The organism is Vibrio maerlii, assembly GCF_003415655.1.
Classification (GTDB): domain Bacteria; phylum Pseudomonadota; class Gammaproteobacteria; order Enterobacterales; family Vibrionaceae; genus Vibrio; species Vibrio maerlii.
This window is the reverse complement of sequence record NZ_QRHC01000002.1, coordinates 557,748-574,582: the sequence shown is the minus strand read 5'-3', so window position 1 is coordinate 574,582 and position 16,835 is coordinate 557,748. Positions and strand designations below refer to the sequence as shown.

The 16,835-nt window shown below is 46.2% G+C and carries 10 protein-coding genes; 7 read left to right on the top strand and 3 right to left on the bottom strand.

All coding sequences use genetic code 11. The annotated features are described in order from the left end of the window. Nucleotides 1-29 precede the first annotated feature (29 nt). From glgB to DPF91_RS03510, 3 genes are all read right to left on the bottom strand, one after another. Nucleotides 30-2,207 (bottom strand): 1,4-alpha-glucan branching protein GlgB, encoded by a 2,178-nt coding sequence (gene glgB, locus DPF91_RS03520; protein ID WP_420855566.1) that lies wholly within the window; start codon nucleotides 2,205-2,207, stop codon nucleotides 30-32. Nucleotides 2,208-2,354: 147 nt separating this feature from the next. After that, nucleotides 2,355-4,535: a 4-alpha-glucanotransferase gene (malQ, locus tag DPF91_RS03515; protein ID WP_117233037.1), complete on the bottom strand. Its 2,181-nt coding sequence runs from the start codon at nucleotides 4,533-4,535 to the stop codon at nucleotides 2,355-2,357. A 146-nt stretch (nucleotides 4,536-4,681) separates the two neighbouring features. Continuing rightward, on the bottom strand, nucleotides 4,682-7,135 hold the full coding sequence (locus tag DPF91_RS03510) for a glycogen/starch/alpha-glucan phosphorylase (protein ID WP_117233036.1): 2,454 nt from the start codon (nucleotides 7,133-7,135) through the stop codon (nucleotides 4,682-4,684). A gap of 501 nt (nucleotides 7,136-7,636) precedes the next feature. On the opposite strand from DPF91_RS03510, the gene malT reads away from it, so the two are divergent. The 7 genes from malT to sstT all read left to right on the top strand — a co-directional run bounded on the left by malT (nucleotide 7,637) and on the right by sstT (nucleotide 16,810). Further along, complete coding sequence (malT, locus tag DPF91_RS03505; RefSeq protein WP_117233035.1) at nucleotides 7,637-10,345, top strand: HTH-type transcriptional regulator MalT; 2,709 nt, start codon at nucleotides 7,637-7,639, stop codon at nucleotides 10,343-10,345. A gap of 853 nt (nucleotides 10,346-11,198) precedes the next feature. Next, nucleotides 11,199-12,113, top strand: coding sequence for a polyprenyl-phosphate transporter (locus tag DPF91_RS03500; protein WP_117233034.1), 915 nt, complete (start codon nucleotides 11,199-11,201; stop codon nucleotides 12,111-12,113). Nucleotides 12,114-12,269: 156 nt separating this feature from the next. Next, nucleotides 12,270-12,707, top strand: coding sequence for a hypothetical protein (locus DPF91_RS03495; RefSeq protein WP_117233033.1), 438 nt, complete (start codon nucleotides 12,270-12,272; stop codon nucleotides 12,705-12,707). Next, the gene (locus DPF91_RS03490; RefSeq protein ID WP_117233032.1) at nucleotides 12,704-13,321 is read left to right on the top strand and encodes an SCO family protein; all 618 of its coding nucleotides are present in this window, start codon (nucleotides 12,704-12,706) and stop codon (nucleotides 13,319-13,321) included. The genes DPF91_RS03495 and DPF91_RS03490 overlap by 4 nt, the downstream gene beginning before the upstream one ends. Nucleotides 13,322-13,393: 72 nt before the next feature. Further along, a complete protein-coding gene (locus DPF91_RS03485; protein ID WP_241033748.1) occupies nucleotides 13,394-13,912 on the top strand; it encodes a copper chaperone PCu(A)C in 519 nt (172 codons plus the stop codon). Between the two features lie 380 nt (nucleotides 13,913-14,292). After that, nucleotides 14,293-15,354 carry a ribosome small subunit-dependent GTPase A gene (rsgA, locus tag DPF91_RS03480; protein ID WP_117233031.1) on the top strand — a complete coding sequence of 354 codons (1,062 nt, stop codon included), beginning with the start codon at nucleotides 14,293-14,295 and terminating at the stop codon, nucleotides 15,352-15,354. Nucleotides 15,355-15,589: 235 nt separating this feature from the next. Continuing rightward, nucleotides 15,590-16,810, top strand: a complete 1,221-nt coding sequence (gene sstT, locus DPF91_RS03475) for a serine/threonine transporter SstT (protein ID WP_117233030.1) — start codon at nucleotides 15,590-15,592, stop codon at nucleotides 16,808-16,810. Nucleotides 16,811-16,835 lie beyond the last annotated feature (25 nt).

Genomic DNA, 16,835 nt, shown 5'->3' with positions numbered 1-16,835 from the left:
TGGGCTTAATTAAGTAGAAGTTCAAACGATTACTTCAGCTTGTAGAATACCGTCGACAGTGGCGGTAGAGAAAGCTCTAGAGATTGTTCAAGCCCTTCACTTTCTACTTCTTCTGTTTCCACTATGGCTTTGGCATTGAAATCGCTACCGTGGTACTTAGTGTCGTCACTGTTAAGTAGAAGCTCGTAGCGACCGGCATTAGGTACACCAAGACGGAAACGCTCATGCGGTACTGGCGTAAAGTTTGAGACGATCAAGATACGCTCACCGTCTTCACTAATACGCTCATGAGCAAGAATACTTGCGTCTTTAGCGTCTTGAAGTCGCCACTCAAAACCACGCGGCTCACAATCCAACTCATGCATTGCCAGCTCTTCGCGGTATAGTTTGTTCAAGTCACGAGTGACGGCTTGAACACCTTGGTGACGTTCAAAATCTAGCAAGAACCATTGAAGTTGATCATCATGGTTCCATTCCGCCGTTTGACCGAACTCTGCTCCCATGAAGTTAAGCTTCTTACCAGGCTGAGCATACATGTAACCCAAGTAAGCTTTCAGGTTGGCTGTTTGCTGCCACTCATCACCAGGCATCTTATTGTGAATAGAGCCCTTACCGTAAACCACTTCATCGTGTGACAACGACAGTACGTAGTTCTCGCTATGTGCATAAACAAGCGGGAATGTGATGGTATCGTGATGGTATTTGCGGTTAATTGGGTCTTCTTGAATGTAAGACAGAGAGTCATGCATCCAACCCATGTTCCACTTAAAGCCAAAACCTAAGCCGCCCATGAATGTTGGTGCAGACACACCAGGGAATGCCGTTGACTCTTCAGCGATTGTCATGGCGTTCGGGAAGTGCTTGTACACTTCTTCGTTCATCCACTTCAACGTCGAGATAGCGTCGTAGTTTTCGTTGCCGCCATCTTGGTTTGGAATCCACTGATCATGGCTACGCGAGTAATCTAGGTACAGCATCGATGCAACCGCGTCCACACGGATACCATCAATATGGAATTGTTCGAACCAGTAAAGCGCATTCGATACTAAGAAACGACGAACATGCTCTCGGCCTAGATCGTAGATAAACGAGTTCCAATCTTGGTGCCAACCACGACGTGGATCTGGATCGTGGAACAGTGGCGTACCATCAAAGTTAGCCAGACCGTGATCATCCGATGGGAAGTGTGCAGGAACCCAATCCAGTACCACACCAAGACCCGCTTGGTGACATTGGTCAACGAAGAACTTAAAGTCATCTGGCGAACCAAAGCGGCTAGTCGGCGCAAATAGGCCAACAGGCTGGTAACCCCAAGAGCCGTAGAACGGGTGCTCTGAAACTGGCATCAATTCAACGTGGGTGTAACCCATATCGACTAGGTATGGGATTAGTGTTTCAGCAAGCTCACGGTAAGTCAGGAACTCACCTTCAGCATTACGCTTCCAAGAACCCGCATGTAGCTCATAGAAAGAAAGGGCTTCTTTGCGCTTTTGAGTAACAGGGCGCCGTTGCCACTTACTGTCTTGCCACTGATAACGATCTTGGTTGTAAGTGATCGAAGCAAATGATGGGTACTGCTCAGAGTAGAAACCCCAAGGGTCTTGTTTATGCGGTAGACCTTCACCGTTCGGGCCTTTAAGCTCAAACTTGTATTGTGAACCTTCAGCCAAGTTAGGAATGAAGATGCCCCAAATTCCGTAGTCCAGACGCTGCATTGGTGTGCGGCGACCATCCCACTGGTTAAAATCACCGATTAAGCTACATGCAGAAGCATGTGGTGCATAAACCAAAAAGCGCGTACCCGAAATCTGCTTGCCATCGCGCTCAAGCGTAATGAACTGAGCACCCATGTGCTTGTACATCTCTTTTGGCGTATGGAGCTCTTCGAAAGAAGCATAAAGTGCGTGGTATTGGTATGGATCATCCACTAATTGCTCAGTGCCATCCCAATCAACTGCTAATTGATAATGTATAAAACGCAGATCGCGTTCTTGTTTAAGAATAAACCCAGAATCTTGCTCGCGCTCAAGTGCAACGCGAGACTCTCCCTCAATAACCAGCTCAACCTTGTTTGCACCAGGCACCCATGCACGTAATGCGCCTTGCTTTGGATCGACAAAAGGACCTAGAAATGCGAATGGGTCTGCAAACGAAGCTTCCGACAACTGGTTGTATGCGTGTTCAAGTTTTTCTTTAGTTTTAATCACGCTCTCTCCCTATAACCAACTTACAAAATAGTTAAAAAAAAACCCGCTAAATGCGGGTATGACTAGCGTCGGATATGATAACGCAATCGATATCATATTTGAGTGACCTAGGCTTGATTTTACTCTTTGCCTAGGTCATTCACGCCATTATTTACTTGCTTTTGCGCGAACTTCAGTCAAGTTCGTAGCGATACGATTTACCGCTTCTTGAGCGAAGATCTCATCAAGGTTCATCGACAGCTTACGACGCCAGTTCGGGTACTCATCAACCGTACCTGGAATGTTAACTGGCTTGTCCATTTCTAACCAGTCTTCCAACTGAACACTTAACAGTGTTGATGCACCCGCAGCAACGTGCAGTTGAAGCGCTTCACTCAAGTAAGAATCCATTGGTACTTGAGAAGCATCGCGACCAACACCTTCAGGCAGGTAACCGTGCCATGCAACAGAATCTAGGATACCTTGCTTGCACTCTAAGCGGTCATCGAAAAGGCCATCGAGTTGCTCTTGGTCTGGGTACAGACCGATCTCTTTACCCATCTTCAGGTCATCACAGTGCCAGAAGCCACGTAGCGTTGGCATGTCGTGCGTACATAGTGCAGACATTGATTGCTCAGCGTAGTGCTTTGGTGAGATGAAGCCACCATCTTCTTCCGATGTCTCGAAGAAGAATACCTTGTATGAGTGAACGCCAGCATCACGCAGGATATCAACGATTTCATCAGGTACAGTACCCAAGTCTTCACCAATTACAGAACATTGGTAACGGTGTGACTCAAGCGCCAAGATTGCCAACATATCTTCTACTGGGTAGTACATGTAAGCGCCTTTCGTCGCGTTCTCACCCTTAGGAATCCACCATAGGCGTAGAAGACCAAGAACGTGGTCGATGCGCAGAGAACCACAATGCTTCATGTTCGCACGAAGAAGTTTGATAAATGCATCGTAACCCGTCTTCTGCAGAACTTGTGGGTTCAGCGGTGGTAGGCCCCAGTTTTGACCGAGTGGACCTAGGATATCGGGTGGAGCACCGATGCTTGCATCCAAGATCAGGTTGCCTTCGTCAGCCCAAGTTTCAGAACCTGAATCAGCCACACCTACCGCAAGGTCGCGGTATAGGCCGACCGCCATACCTTTCTCTTCCGCTAGTGCTTGGGCTTCATTAATTTGGCCATCAGCAATCCACTGTAGGTACATGTAAAGCTGTACTTTTTCTTGCTTCTCAGCAATGAATTTCTGTACCGCTGCATTTTCAAAGCGACGGTATTTCTCAGGGAATACAGGCCAGCCCCAAACATTTGAGTCTTCTGCGTGAAGCTCAGCGTGAATAGCATCAAACGCAGCTTGATGCAGTAAGCTGTCACCACCGATTTCAACGAAATCTAGGAAGTTCTTCGCACGCTCTGTGTTTTTGCTTAGGTGACGCGCTTTGAACTCTTCGAATAGAAGAGGCAGTACGCTCATCTTAAGCTCAGCGACTTCTGTGTAGTTCACCCAGTGAGACTCACGTGCTTTTTGTAGACGTTGTTGGAACTCAGCACCACCAACGATTTGTTGTGCTTGTGCACTCAAGGCAAACTCTGCAACAGAGCTAACGTCGATGTACAGAACGTTTAACCAACGGCGAGAAGACGGGCTGTATGGGCTTGCGCCTTCTGGGTTCGCAGGGAATAGCGAGTGAATCGGGTTAAGTCCTACGAAGTCACCGCCACGAGCTGCAATGTCAGCCACGAGTTGTTTTAGGTCACCGAAGTCACCGATACCCCAGTTGTGTTGTGTACGTAGTGTGTACAGCTGAACACTTGGCCCCCAAAGCTTCTTGCCTTGGCTGATTTGGTCTTGTTTGAAACACGCTTTAGGCGTGATGATCAGAGACATCTCATAAGGAGCTTTACGGCGCTTACGCATCACTTGTAGAGTGTGGTAGCCCCAAGGTAGATCAGCAGGAAGAGCAAATACCAGTGGACCACCCTCAGCACGCTCATCACGAACGATTTGAGACTGTAGGTAACCTTCAAATACTTCACCTTGCTCTGTCTCTAGACGCCAAGAAAACTCGCTTTCACGAGCACTTACACCTAGGTTTAGCTCCACTTCAACCGGCTGCTCATCGCGAACCACTTGTACTGTTGCTAACACATCTTTCTTGTGCATTTTTTCCGCCGATTTGAGAAGCGCATCATCGCTGCTGGTGTCATAACCCAGTGATGCTAAAAGACGAACGATCGTTTCGTCTTCTACCTTTGCTTCATCTCCCCAAGCACTGACATAGCTATCTGCAATTCGAGCCATTTCAGCGACTTGTTTTAATACTGTTTGTTCTGTCATCGCTTTTCTCCGAAGGTACTGCTTAAACCTTCATAGTCTTCGTAGGGTTAAATACCAACTCCAATAGGCGCTTATTTTCTGTGGTAAAAGTCTCTATTGGGGTTGGTATGAAGCCGGAGCATTGTGCCCCGGCTTAGTTTGCTAAATTATCGAGAAACTGATTCTAGTTTCCAAATATTGTTCACGTAGTCGCGGATAGAGCGGTCAGATGTGAACTTACCAACTAGTGCTGTATTAAGAATTGCTTTCTTAGCCCAGCCAGCTTGGTCTTTGTACTGCTTGCCCATGTCTTCGTGCGCTTGTACGTAAGATGCGAAGTCTGCAAGACATAGGTATGGGTCACCACCATCAAGCAGGCTATCAAGCGTTGCACGTAGTAGACCTGGCTGACCTGGAGTGAACTCTTCACCAGCGAGTAGGTCTAGAGACGCTTTCAGTAGGTGGTCAGCGTTGTAGTAGTCGTAAGGGTTGTAGCCAGCTGCTTTAACCGCTTTAACACCTTCAACATCAAGACCGAAGATGTAGATGTTTTCATCGCCCACTTCTTCACGAATCTCAACGTTCGCACCATCCATCGTACCGATAGTTAGAGCACCGTTTAGAGCCATCTTCATGTTACCCGTACCAGATGCTTCTTTACCCGCTAGAGAGATTTGCTGAGAAACATCTGCTGCTGGGATGATGATCTCAGCCATGCTCACACGGTAATCAGGAATGAATACCACTTTCAGCTTGTTGCCAATGCGAGGATCGTTGTTGATCTTCTCTGCAACCTTGTTCACTGCGAACATGATTTCTTTCGCTAGGTGGTAACCCGGCGCTGCTTTCGCCGCGAAGAAACATACGCGTGGCTCACACTCAAAACCAGGCTCGTTTAGGATGCGATGGTATAGAGATAGAATGTGTAGCAAGTCGAGGTGCTGACGCTTGTACTCGTGCAGACGCTTGATTTGAACGTCGAAGATAGCGTTAGTATCTAGCTCGATACCCATGTTTTCTTGAACCCAATCAGCAAGGCGCTGTTTGTTCTCTTTCTTAACAGCCATGAATGCTTTTTGGAATTTCGCATCCGTTGCGTACTGAGCGATGCCTTCAAGCTGCTCAAGTTTCGCTGGCCACTCAGAACCAATCTTCTCTGTGATTAGGTTAGATAGACCTGGGTTACAGAACTTCAACCAACGACGAGGTGTAATACCGTTCGTTACGTTAGTCAGTTTACCTGGGAAGATCTCGTTGAACTCAGGGAATAGGTCTTTCTTAACTAGCTCAGAGTGAAGCGCTGCTACACCGTTTACTTTATAAGAACCGATTACACATAGGTTAGCCATGCGAACCATGCGGTTGAAACCTTCTTGGATGATAGAAAGCTTAGCTTGCTTCTCACCATCACCAGGCCACATCTTACGAACTTCTTGTAGGAAGCGGTGGTTGATTTCAAAGATGATTTCCATGTGACGTGGAAGTAGACGCTGGATTAGCGACTCAGGCCATGTCTCTAGTGCTTCAGGAAGTAGTGTATGGTTCGTGTACGCGAACGTGTGAGCACTGATTTCCCATGCTTGATCCCAAGTTAGGCCCTTCTCATCAAGAAGAATGCGCATTAGCTCTGGAATCGCGATTGTTGGGTGCGTATCGTTAAGCTGAATAGTCTCTTGCTTAGGAAGATCTGCTAGAGAGTAACCTGCCGCTTCGTGGCGACGTAGGATATCGCGAACTGACGCTGCAGAGTGGAAGTACTGCTGCATTAGACGCAGAGTTTTACCTTTCTCGTGGTTGTCGTTCGGGTATAGAACTTTGGTGATGTTACCAGCATCGATTAGTGAGTGCTGTGCTTCGAAGTAATCACCGTTGTTGAAGCTCGCTAGAGAGAATGGTGCGATTGCTTGACATTCCCATAGGCGCAGCGGGTAAACAGTGCTTGACTCGTAACCTACGATTGGTAGATCCCAAGGCATTGCTTTTACTTCCATACCTGGAACCCAAGTACGTACTTCACGACCGTCTACGTATTCAACTTCAACGTGACCGTAGAAACCGATTTGTTGTGCTAGTTCTGGACGAGCAACTTCCCACGGGTAGCCTTCAACACCACGCCATGCATCTGGTGCTTCTTGTTGACGACCTTCTTTGAAAGATTGCTTAAATAGACCGTATTCATAGTGCAGGCCGTAACCTACTGTTGGGTATTCTTGTGCAGCACAAGAATCCATGAAACATGCTGCTAGACGACCTAGACCACCGTTACCTAGAGAAGGGTCACGCTCTTCTTCTAGAAGGTCTGTTAGGTTGTGACCTAGTTCAGCCATTGCTTCAGTGATCTGCTCGTAAAGACCCATGCTGATTAGGTTGTTACCCGTTAGACGACCGATTAGGAATTCTAGTGATAGGTAGTTAACGCTTTTTGCTTGCTGGATTTTAGGGTCTTGCTCAGTCTCTAGCAGGTCAACGGTTGTCATTTCTGCTAGTGCGCGGCCCATTGCTAGGTACCATGCACGTGCATCTGCGTTTTCTTCAGTGCGAGCATAAGTTGTCGCTAGGTGATTCTTTACGCTTGCTTGAAAAGCTTTTTTGTCGAATTTCTTTTGTTGAGTAGGTTTCATAGTTATTGAAATCTCTTCGTTGGGTTAATTCTATCTGTTACACATCGTGCCTGTAGAAGCAGATCGCTTCATCCTCCCACCCCCTACACCTTTGAGGATGAGAGAAGAGGGCGTAGGGGTGTAGGACATCAACATTTATTGATGACCATCGCATTTATTGGCTCATAGCATGCGATATCCAGTGATTCGGATCACACAAACCCATCCACCCAAGCTAACCTTTGGCTATGAAAGCAAGGTTTCAATCAATGGTATAAATTGACAAAAATGGGGGGTGGCTCACACACATATTGTTTTCAAAGTGGTGAATAAGGGGTAAATCGGTGCAATGACAATCCTATTGTCATTTTGAAACAGTACTTCGCGTGACAAGAATCACAAATCAAGGGCGTAGTTTCCCAGAAATTCACAAAATGAGTAGCATCTAGGCATTGGATCAAAGTTGCAAAAGAACTGCTCAACTAAGATCCCACAGGTTGAACATCAAGGAACTATAGACGTATGTGGATTCCATCTAAACTGACTCGCCCAGGTCGCCTGCACAATGCTATTGTGAGACCTCGCGTTCTGGACCTTCTCCAGCAAGCCCCTTTCTATAAGCTGGTACTGTTTCGTTCTCCCGCAGGTTACGGTAAAACGACGATGGCAGCACAGTGGCTATCAGATAAGCCACATGTTGGTTGGTTTAGTCTCGATGATAACGACAATGACTCATTCCGTTTCATCAACTACCTAATCATGGCAATCAACAAGGCCACAGATCAATCTTGCCCACGCTCTCAGAACATGGCCGAGCGTCGTCAATACTCTTCATTCCACTCACTGTTTGGTGAAGTATTTGCAGAGATCAGCGAAATTCATCACGAATGCTACATCGTTCTGGATGACTACCATCTCATTGCCAACGATGAAATTCACGAAGCAATGCGTTATTTCATCAAGCACATGCCAGATAACTTCACGCTAGTCGTCACCAGTCGTGCAACACCGCCTCTGGGTACCGCTAACCTGCGTGTGCGCGATCTGATGATCGAGATTGGCAACGACATGCTGGCATTCGACACCGAAGAGACCACTCGTTTCTTCAATCAACGCGTAGCCGATGGTATCGACGATACCACCGCAAATAACCTGCGTACCTATGTTGAGGGCTGGCCTTCCGCACTTCAATTAATTGCCCTACAGGCTCAGCATCAAAAACGCACGCTAGAGCAATCTGCGGAATCTGTTTCTCAGTTCAACCATGCTCACTTGTGGGACTACTTGGTTGAAGAAGTGTTTGACCTACTCGATAGCGAAACCAAGCAATTCTTAATGCAGGTTTCGGTCTTAGACACCTTCAATGATGAGTTAGTCACCGCATTAACTGGTCGCGATGATGCCCTGAGTATGATTGAGTCACTCAACCGCTACGGCCTATTTATCTATCCGTTAGATGGCGAACACAATTGGTATCGCTTCCATAACTTATTCGCTGAGTTTCTCTCGCACGAACGTCAGGCACGTATTCCACAGCAAGAAATCGAACTGCATCATGCAGCTGCATTAGCTTGGAGCAAACAAAATTCTCCGCAGCAAGCGCTACGCCACGCAGCCAAAGCGAAAGACGGTCAACTTGTCTCCGACATCTTAACGGAATCAGGCTGGGCGATGTTTAACGAAGGGACTCTTGAGACACTCGAATCTTCGATTAAGTTGCTCTCTCGCGACCAATTGTTCAGCAACCCTAAGCTGTCTATGCTTCGTGCTTGGTTGGCTCAGAGCCAACACCGTTATAACCAAGTCGGTCAACTACTTGCCGAAGCCGAGCACGAGCACAGCGCGCGTAACATCACCATCAATAGCTCAGAGCAAGGGCAGTTCAATGCGCTACGTGCACAGGTTGCCATCAACCAGAACGATCCTGACAAAGCACTCGAGCTTGCAGAGCTAGCCCTGAGCCAGCTCGATACCACCATCTATCGTGGCCGTATTGTGGCAACGTCTGTGGTTGGTGAGGTGCATCACGTAACGGGTAATCTTTCTCGAGCACTCTCTATGATGCAGCAAACCGAGAAGCTTGCTCGTCAGTACCATGTTTACCACCAAGCACTGTGGGCACTGCTACAACAAAGTGAAATTCTGATTGCACAGGGCTTTGTACAAGCGGCGTATGAAGTGCAAGACAATGCGTTTAAGTTGATTGAAGAACATCAGCTAGAGCAACTTCCACTGCATGAGTTCTTGCTGCGTATTCGCGCACAAGTATTGTGGTGTTGGAACCGTTTGGACGAAGCCGAAGAGTGTGCTTACAAAGGTATTGATGTGCTAGGTAGCCACGAGCCAAGTAAGCACTTACACAGCTACTCTATGTTGGCGCGTATAGCGGTGGGCCGCGGTGAGATCGACAAAGCAAGTAAGTTTATTGATCACATCCTGCATCTACTTAGCCAATCAACTTACCACGTAGACTGGACAGCAAATGCATCGCTATCACTACTACTCTACTGGCAAGCGCGTGGAGATACAGACTCAATCCAACACTGGTTAAACAGCGCAATCCGCCCTGAAGAAGCGTGCAACCACTTTACTCAGCTTCAATGGCGTAACATCGCTCGTGCTCAAATCGCCATTGGCCAATCGGAAGAAGCAAAAGCAACATTAAGCTTTCTTCATAAAGAGTCAGAGCGCTTTGAGTTAATCACCGACCTTAACCGCAACCTGATTGTGGAAGCGGTACTTTCAACCGTGACGGAGGATAAGGATCAAGCGAAAGAGCAATTAAAGAGTGCTCTAAGCATGACCAACCAAACGGGGATGATCGGAAACTTCCTCGTCGATGGCGCAACCATTGGCGGAATGCTGCAGAAATTGACCAACAAGGTAGAACTTGGTGACCTAGAGCGTCACCGTGCTCAGCAGTTGATGAAGGATATCTCAAGCACTCAACGCAGTCGCTCTGTACATTTCGATGAAGAGTTCGTTGAAAAGCTAGTCAATCACCCGAATATCCCAGAGCTAGTGCGTACCAGTCCTCTCACACAACGTGAATGGCAGGTACTCGGTTTAATCTACTCTGGTTTTAGCAATGAGCAGATCGCTCAAGAACTAGATGTTGCAGGAACGACGATTAAGACTCATATCCGAAACTTGTATCAGAAGCTAAACATCGCCAACCGTAAGGAAGCGATCAGTACCGCTGAGAATTTGTTGAAGCTGATGGGGTACTAGAGAGCTAGAGAGCTAGAGAGCTAGAGAGCTAGAGAGCTAGAGAGCTAGAGAGCTAGAGAGCTAGAGAGCTAGAGAGCTAGAGAAAAATTGAGGGGTTGGCGTTGGTGCGTCAACCCTTTTTCTTACTTGTACCACCACAAAACTTACCCACTGCCATTCCCTACATGGAGGCACGAACGCGATAGGGAAACTGTTCTAGGTGGCGCCCTAAAATAATCAGCCTATTTAAAGACTATATGATGAGCTCATTAGTCTTAAAGTCATACTCAAGACCCCGATCATCGAGCACTCAAAGATCCCCTACTATGCTCCGTTGTCGCTTTAGGGGATGACACTCTTCAAGTTCATTGGCAAAAGACATTCAACATTCGTTGAAAATCAATCTAAAAAGCGCAGCGATCTAGCCTCTTCCTGAACGACAGGCAAAAAAAAACCAACCGCAAATCAAGGCGATTGGTCTATATATGGTGTGAACAATGAACATTCACTAACAACGTCAGTTGGCTAGGTGACCCTCGGCTTAATAAGGGTCAAACATACTAATGCAGAGAGCGTGCCAACTTTCAAAGCACTAATTAATGGAACAGAAAGCACACTTTTTTGCACAATTTGCATTAGCCCTTACATTAAATTTGCATATTGCAATTTGCATTACGCAAAAACACATCAATATGCTATGCGCTTTGTTTCAATAAAACAGATTACATTTATTGTGAGTTATATCAGTTAAAAGCTTAACGTTCTGCTCATCTTCAAGCAGGGGTTCGTAAAAGCAGTCTCATCATACGTTCATACTTTTTCCACGCTAAATTCAGTATACTGCGTACAGTCTATTAATAATTGAATTGGCAATATGAATTACTTCACTACCTTTCTCAAAGGTATCGCGATGGGGGCAGCTGACGTGGTACCGGGTGTATCAGGCGGTACTATCGCGTTTATTACCGGTATCTATGACACCCTTTTAGAGAGCATTCGCCGTGTAAACCCAAGCTTAATTGGAATTTTACGTAAGGACGGTATTAAAGCTGCTTTTAACCATATCAACGGCTTTTTCTTGATTACGCTGTTCGGTGGCATCATTGGTAGCATTCTAACACTAGCCAAGCTTATTTCTTGGCTCCTAGTCACCCACCCTATCCCACTTTGGTCATTCTTCTTTGGCCTAATTCTGGTATCGGTGTTCCATATTCTCAAGCAAGTTGAAACGCGAGATATCAAGCGATTCCTCTTCTTATTATTAGGAGTAGGCTTCGCGTACAGCATTACGGTATTAAAACCACTGACCATGGACCCTACAGGCTTTAACTTTGTCATTGCGGGTGCCATTGCAATCTGTGCGATGATCCTACCGGGCATATCTGGTAGCTTTATCTTGCTGCTCATCGGGATGTACTCACCGATCTTAGGCGCGGCTAAGTCACTGCAAGTCGATGTGTTAATGCTATTTGTCGCGGGTTGTGTCATTGGCTTATTGAGCTTCTCTCATGTGCTTTCTTGGCTACTAAACCGCTTTAGGGATTTCACGTTAGTCTTCTTAACTGGTTTAATGATTGGCACACTGCCTAAGATCTGGCCTTGGAAAGAAACCATCAGCTGGCGCACGAACTCCAAAGGTGAGCAAGTTCCACTGGTGCAAACCAACCTTACTCCTGACGGCTTCGAGCAACTTTACTCTCAACCATCACAGCTTGGTGTTGCGATTGTGATGATGTTCGTGGCGATTGCCCTCGTGCTTGGTCTTGAGAAGCTAGGCTCCAAGGAATAATCATTAAAACTGATTAAAAAGAGCGCCACATTGGCGCTCTTTCTGTATCTGAATCACACTCAGCGAAATTTTTGTCAAGATTCGCCTTTCCCCTCTAGCTAAAGCACTAACGAGCTATGTTAGTATTCAGTGGTTTTTATAAATGCAAATGGACTTATGCACCCTCTCGCGAAATTTGCCTTACTCGGATTAGCATTAGGCGCAGGCTTTTTAGCGCCCTCTATCCTTGAAAAGGTTCAATCACATACCAAGCATTCAGCATCGTCTATCGACCTGAACCAGTACTGCCAGCTATCGACTGCGACTTGCGTTCAAAATGAAGCTAAGCTCACCCTTGAGCATGATAAAGCGCAACCCTTGTTGCCTTCTAAGTTGATGGTTGAATGGCCTGATCAAGCCGAATCTCTGATGTTAACGTTACAAGGTTTAGAAATGGAAATGGGTAGTGTAAAAATTCTGCTCACACCTGCTGAACAAGGTCACTATGTTGGGGAGGTTCTGCTACCAGTATGCACGATGGACAAAATGACTTGGGTTGGTGAACTGACCGATGGCAATCTGACAGTCAACACATCATTGAGGATGGAACGATGAGTAAAAACTGGTCTCTGGCTCTTATAGCAGCATTCGTAATGGGGTTTGGTGCGAAGAGCTACCTTGACGCACAAAATGCTCTAGAAGAGCAAGGCATGACAGAAGGCGTTGCTCAAAACCTTTCACTATCAGGTCTTTCATTTACTGGTGTGGAAAACAAACCGATCAAAATATTTGATGAAAACGACCCACGCGTTCGAGTTGTCTACTTTGGCTTTACCCACTGCCCTGATGTATGCCCGACCTCATTAGCCATGCTATCAGGCGCCCTTAAACAGATTCCTCAAGAGCAACTAGACCAGCTTCGACCGATCTTCGTTACCTTAGATCCAGAGCGCGATGATGGCATCACAACTCACCAGTATGCTCAGTATTTTCACCCAACCTTGGAAGGCGCTTCGGGCAACCTTTCCGCAACACAGCAGTTTGCAGGTCAATATGGTGTGATATTTAAAAAGACAGAGTTAGAGAACTCAGAGTTGAACTATACCGTCGATCACAGCTCTTACTTTTACTTCCTAAAACCGAATGGAGAGCTGATCACTAAAGTGCCACACACCCTTAACCCGGCACCGATTGTGGCAGCATTCAATGAAGTTTTAGCAGCACAGTAAGTCTATTTATTAATACCCAATATTTTAATTATTCATAACTATTACATTACGTAGAAGGATAAGGACTCCCTTATGACTGTAAAATTGAACCGTTTCGGCTCACTTGCCCTTGCTTGTGTTTCACTTAGCGGCGCTCTGTTTACCACGGCGGCATTCGCCAATGAACATCAACACCATCATCATAAAGCAATGCAGCAAAACACAGAGATCATGGTGCATGATGCCTACGCAAGAGCGACGCCACCTGGTGCCAAAACGAGTGCAATTTTTCTTACTCTGATGAATCAACAAGATAAAGACATTGCACTAATTTCTGCCTCAGCGGACATCGCAGGTAAAACCGAACTGCATGATGTCGTTATTGAAGGTGAAGTCATGAAGATGCGTCAGATTGAACAAATCGATATTGCAGCGCAATCTCACACCGAATTAAAACCTGGCTCTCTGCACATTATGCTGTTCAACCTAACCCAATCGCTTAACGAAGGTGAGAACGTTCAGCTCACACTAAACTTTGACGATGGTACAACGCATCAGCTCACCGTACCTATTATGAAAGCGATGAACGGCATGAGTAAGCACTCACATTGATCGACGAAGATAGGCATACGCCGTCAGATAATCTCTGATTTTGTTCAAAAAGCGCGAGTAATTCGCGCTTTTTTGCTATTCTTTGCCCGGCAAGCTGATTCTGAATAATTAAATAAAATAAATAAGGAGAACAAGATGATTGTAATGAACCCAACACTGGTACAGAAATCGTAGCCTGAATAGACAATGTCTTAATTCATCAAAATAATAGACCTCCGTTCTTAGCGAGCTTCAAACTTGGCTGGAACCTCTATCTATCGCGTTACCTTCCTATACCGGTTATTACGCCGGGCTGTATTTGCCCCACTCTAATTACATAATAAATTGAAGCGTAACTATGCATGTGCCCAAAATCTGCAAGTTATGTCGGGTAAAAAGACATGAGTTCTAAACTAGATTTAACGCAACCAATCCCTTTAAACCAACTGGGTTGGCAACCACATTATCAACAACAACTCACTCTTGATGACTATGAAGATCGACAGTTTGCTCGCATCATTGCTCATCACCGAAGTGAATACTTACTAGCCAGCGAAAGCGGTGAGATTAAACTCGCTATTCATAATGACCAACCCAAGATGACCGTTGGTGACTGGGTAGTCCTCGACAATGAACAACGCTTTGTTCGTCTCCTTGAAAGGCGCTCTCTGTTCAGTCGTAAAGCTGCTGGTTCGAAAGTCGAAGAGCAATACATATCGTCAAATATCGACACCGTATTTATCGTCTGTTCACTTAACAACGACTTTAATCTAAGCCGTATTGAACGCTACCTTGCTTTGACTAATGAGGCAGAGGTTGAGGCTGTTATTGTCCTAACCAAAGCCGACTTATGTGACGACGTGGAAAATAAGCGTCAGCAGGTTCAAGCACTTGACCCTATGCTGATGATCGAAACAGTCAACTCTCTAGATAATGGCAGTGTCGCGGTGTTGAGGTCATGGTGTGGCATGGGTAAAACTGTTGCTTTTATGGGATCATCAGGTGTTGGCAAGTCGACCTTGGTAAACACCTTAATGGAGAGCACCGCTCAAGCTACGGGTGGCATCCGCGAAGACGATAGCAAAGGTCGCCACACAACGACCTCGCGATCGATGCATATCATCCCTGAGGGCGGTTTACTTCTCGATACCCCGGGAATGCGCGAACTTCAGCTCGCAGATTGTGCCGATGGTGTCAGTGAAACCTTCTCAGACATCGAAATCATTGCTGAGATGTGTCGCTTTTCCGATTGTCAGCATGGCTCCGAGCCTGGTTGCGCCATTCAAGCGGCATTGGCAAACGGTGAAATCGAGGAGCGACGCTTTAACAATTATCAGAAACTATTAAGAGAGCAAGCGAGAAACGGCGCCACACTCGCTGAGCAGCGCGCCAACAATAAGCAGCTAAGCAAAATGTATCGCACCGTTCAATCGGGTAGCCGACAGCGTAAAAAGGGTTATTAAGCTCACGGTTGCACTTATCTAAATCTATGAATGGAATAAAGAGCCGAAAGGCTCTTTATTTTTATCTTTAAAAACACACAAAAATAACACTAAGTTAAGAATTCAATCACATAAATCAGCAAAACTCACTGACATTAAATAAGTTATAGACACATAATTCCGCCGCGCTATGCTTATAGGCGCTCAGTTTTTTATTGGGCCATCATAAATTTATAAATATATTTGGACACAACATATGCAAAACAACTCACTAGTAGGTCGCTTCGCACGCGGAAACCTCGTCCTGCAGATCCTTGCAGGTATCCTCTTTGGTGTCGTATTAGCCCTCGTTTCACCAGATTCAGCACAAAGCGCTGGACTACTTGGTAGTCTATTTGTTGGTGCTCTTAAAGCTGTCGCTCCCATTTTAGTATTCATTCTTGTCGCGGCATCGATTGCAAATCAAAAGAAAAACCAGCATACCCATATGCGCCCAATCATTGTGTTATATCTGATTGGTACACTATCTGCGGCACTAACAGCTGTGGTTCTGAGCTTCGCATTTCCAACAACACTCACTCTCGTTGCTGGCGCGGAAGGCACAACACCTCCACAAGGTATCTTAGAAGTCCTGCACACTCTGCTATTTAAGCTGGTTGATAACCCAGTGAGCGCCCTAATGAACGCAAACTACATCGGTATTCTTGCTTGGGCTATCGGTCTTGGTCTTGCACTTCACCACGCTTCGGCAACCACTAAAGCGGTATTTGAAGACCTAAGCCACGGTGTGTCACAGATCGTTCGTTTTATCATCCGCCTAGCACCTTTCGGTATCTTTGGCCTTGTATCATCAACGTTTGCAACAACGGGCTTTGCTGCTCTAGCAAGTTACGCACAACTTTTGTTTGTCCTACTAACCGCAATGGCTGTCATTGCGCTTGTAGTCAACCCTTTGATCGTTTACATCAAAACGAAACAAAACCCATACCCGCTTGTATTCCAATGCCTACGTGAAAGTGGTGTGACTGCCTTCTTCACACGTTCAAGTGCGGCAAACATTCCAGTAAATATGGCGCTGTGTGAGAAGCTAAAACTGGACGAAGATACTTACTCAGTATCAATCCCACTGGGTGCAACTATCAACATGGCTGGTGCAGCGATCACTATCACGGTACTAACGCTAGCAGCAGTGCACACTGTTGGTATTGAAATTGACCTACTTACTGCCCTACTACTCAGCGTTGTGGCTGCGGTATCGGCATGTGGCGCTTCAGGTGTGGCAGGTGGCTCACTACTTCTCATCCCACTAGCGTGTGGCCTATTCGGTATTCCAAATGAAGTAGCAATGCAGGTAGTAGCTGTTGGCTTTATCATCGGTGTGGTACAAGACTCCGCTGAGACGGCACTAAACAGCTCTACGGACGTGGTATTCACAGCGGCGGTTTGTCGTTCAGAGCAGCTTAAAGCAAACCAATAATTGCTTTAATTACTCGCACTCAAAA

Bases quoted from the DNA above. Each gene is read 5' to 3' on its own strand.
- malQ (WP_117233037.1), bottom strand. From the start codon at position 4,535: ATGACAGAACAAACAGTATTAAAACAAGTCGCTGAAATGGCTCGAATT.
- DPF91_RS03510 (WP_117233036.1), bottom strand. From the start codon at position 7,135: ATGAAACCTACTCAACAAAAGAAATTCGACAAAAAAGCTTTTCAAGCA.
- malT (WP_117233035.1), top strand. From the start codon at position 7,637: ATGTGGATTCCATCTAAACTGACTCGCCCAGGTCGCCTGCACAATGCT.
- DPF91_RS03500 (WP_117233034.1), top strand. From the start codon at position 11,199: ATGAATTACTTCACTACCTTTCTCAAAGGTATCGCGATGGGGGCAGCT.
- DPF91_RS03495 (WP_117233033.1), top strand. From the start codon at position 12,270: ATGCACCCTCTCGCGAAATTTGCCTTACTCGGATTAGCATTAGGCGCA.
- DPF91_RS03490 (WP_117233032.1), top strand. From the start codon at position 12,704: ATGAGTAAAAACTGGTCTCTGGCTCTTATAGCAGCATTCGTAATGGGG.
- DPF91_RS03485 (WP_241033748.1), top strand. From the start codon at position 13,394: ATGACTGTAAAATTGAACCGTTTCGGCTCACTTGCCCTTGCTTGTGTT.
- rsgA (WP_117233031.1), top strand. From the start codon at position 14,293: ATGAGTTCTAAACTAGATTTAACGCAACCAATCCCTTTAAACCAACTG.
- sstT (WP_117233030.1), top strand. From the start codon at position 15,590: ATGCAAAACAACTCACTAGTAGGTCGCTTCGCACGCGGAAACCTCGTC.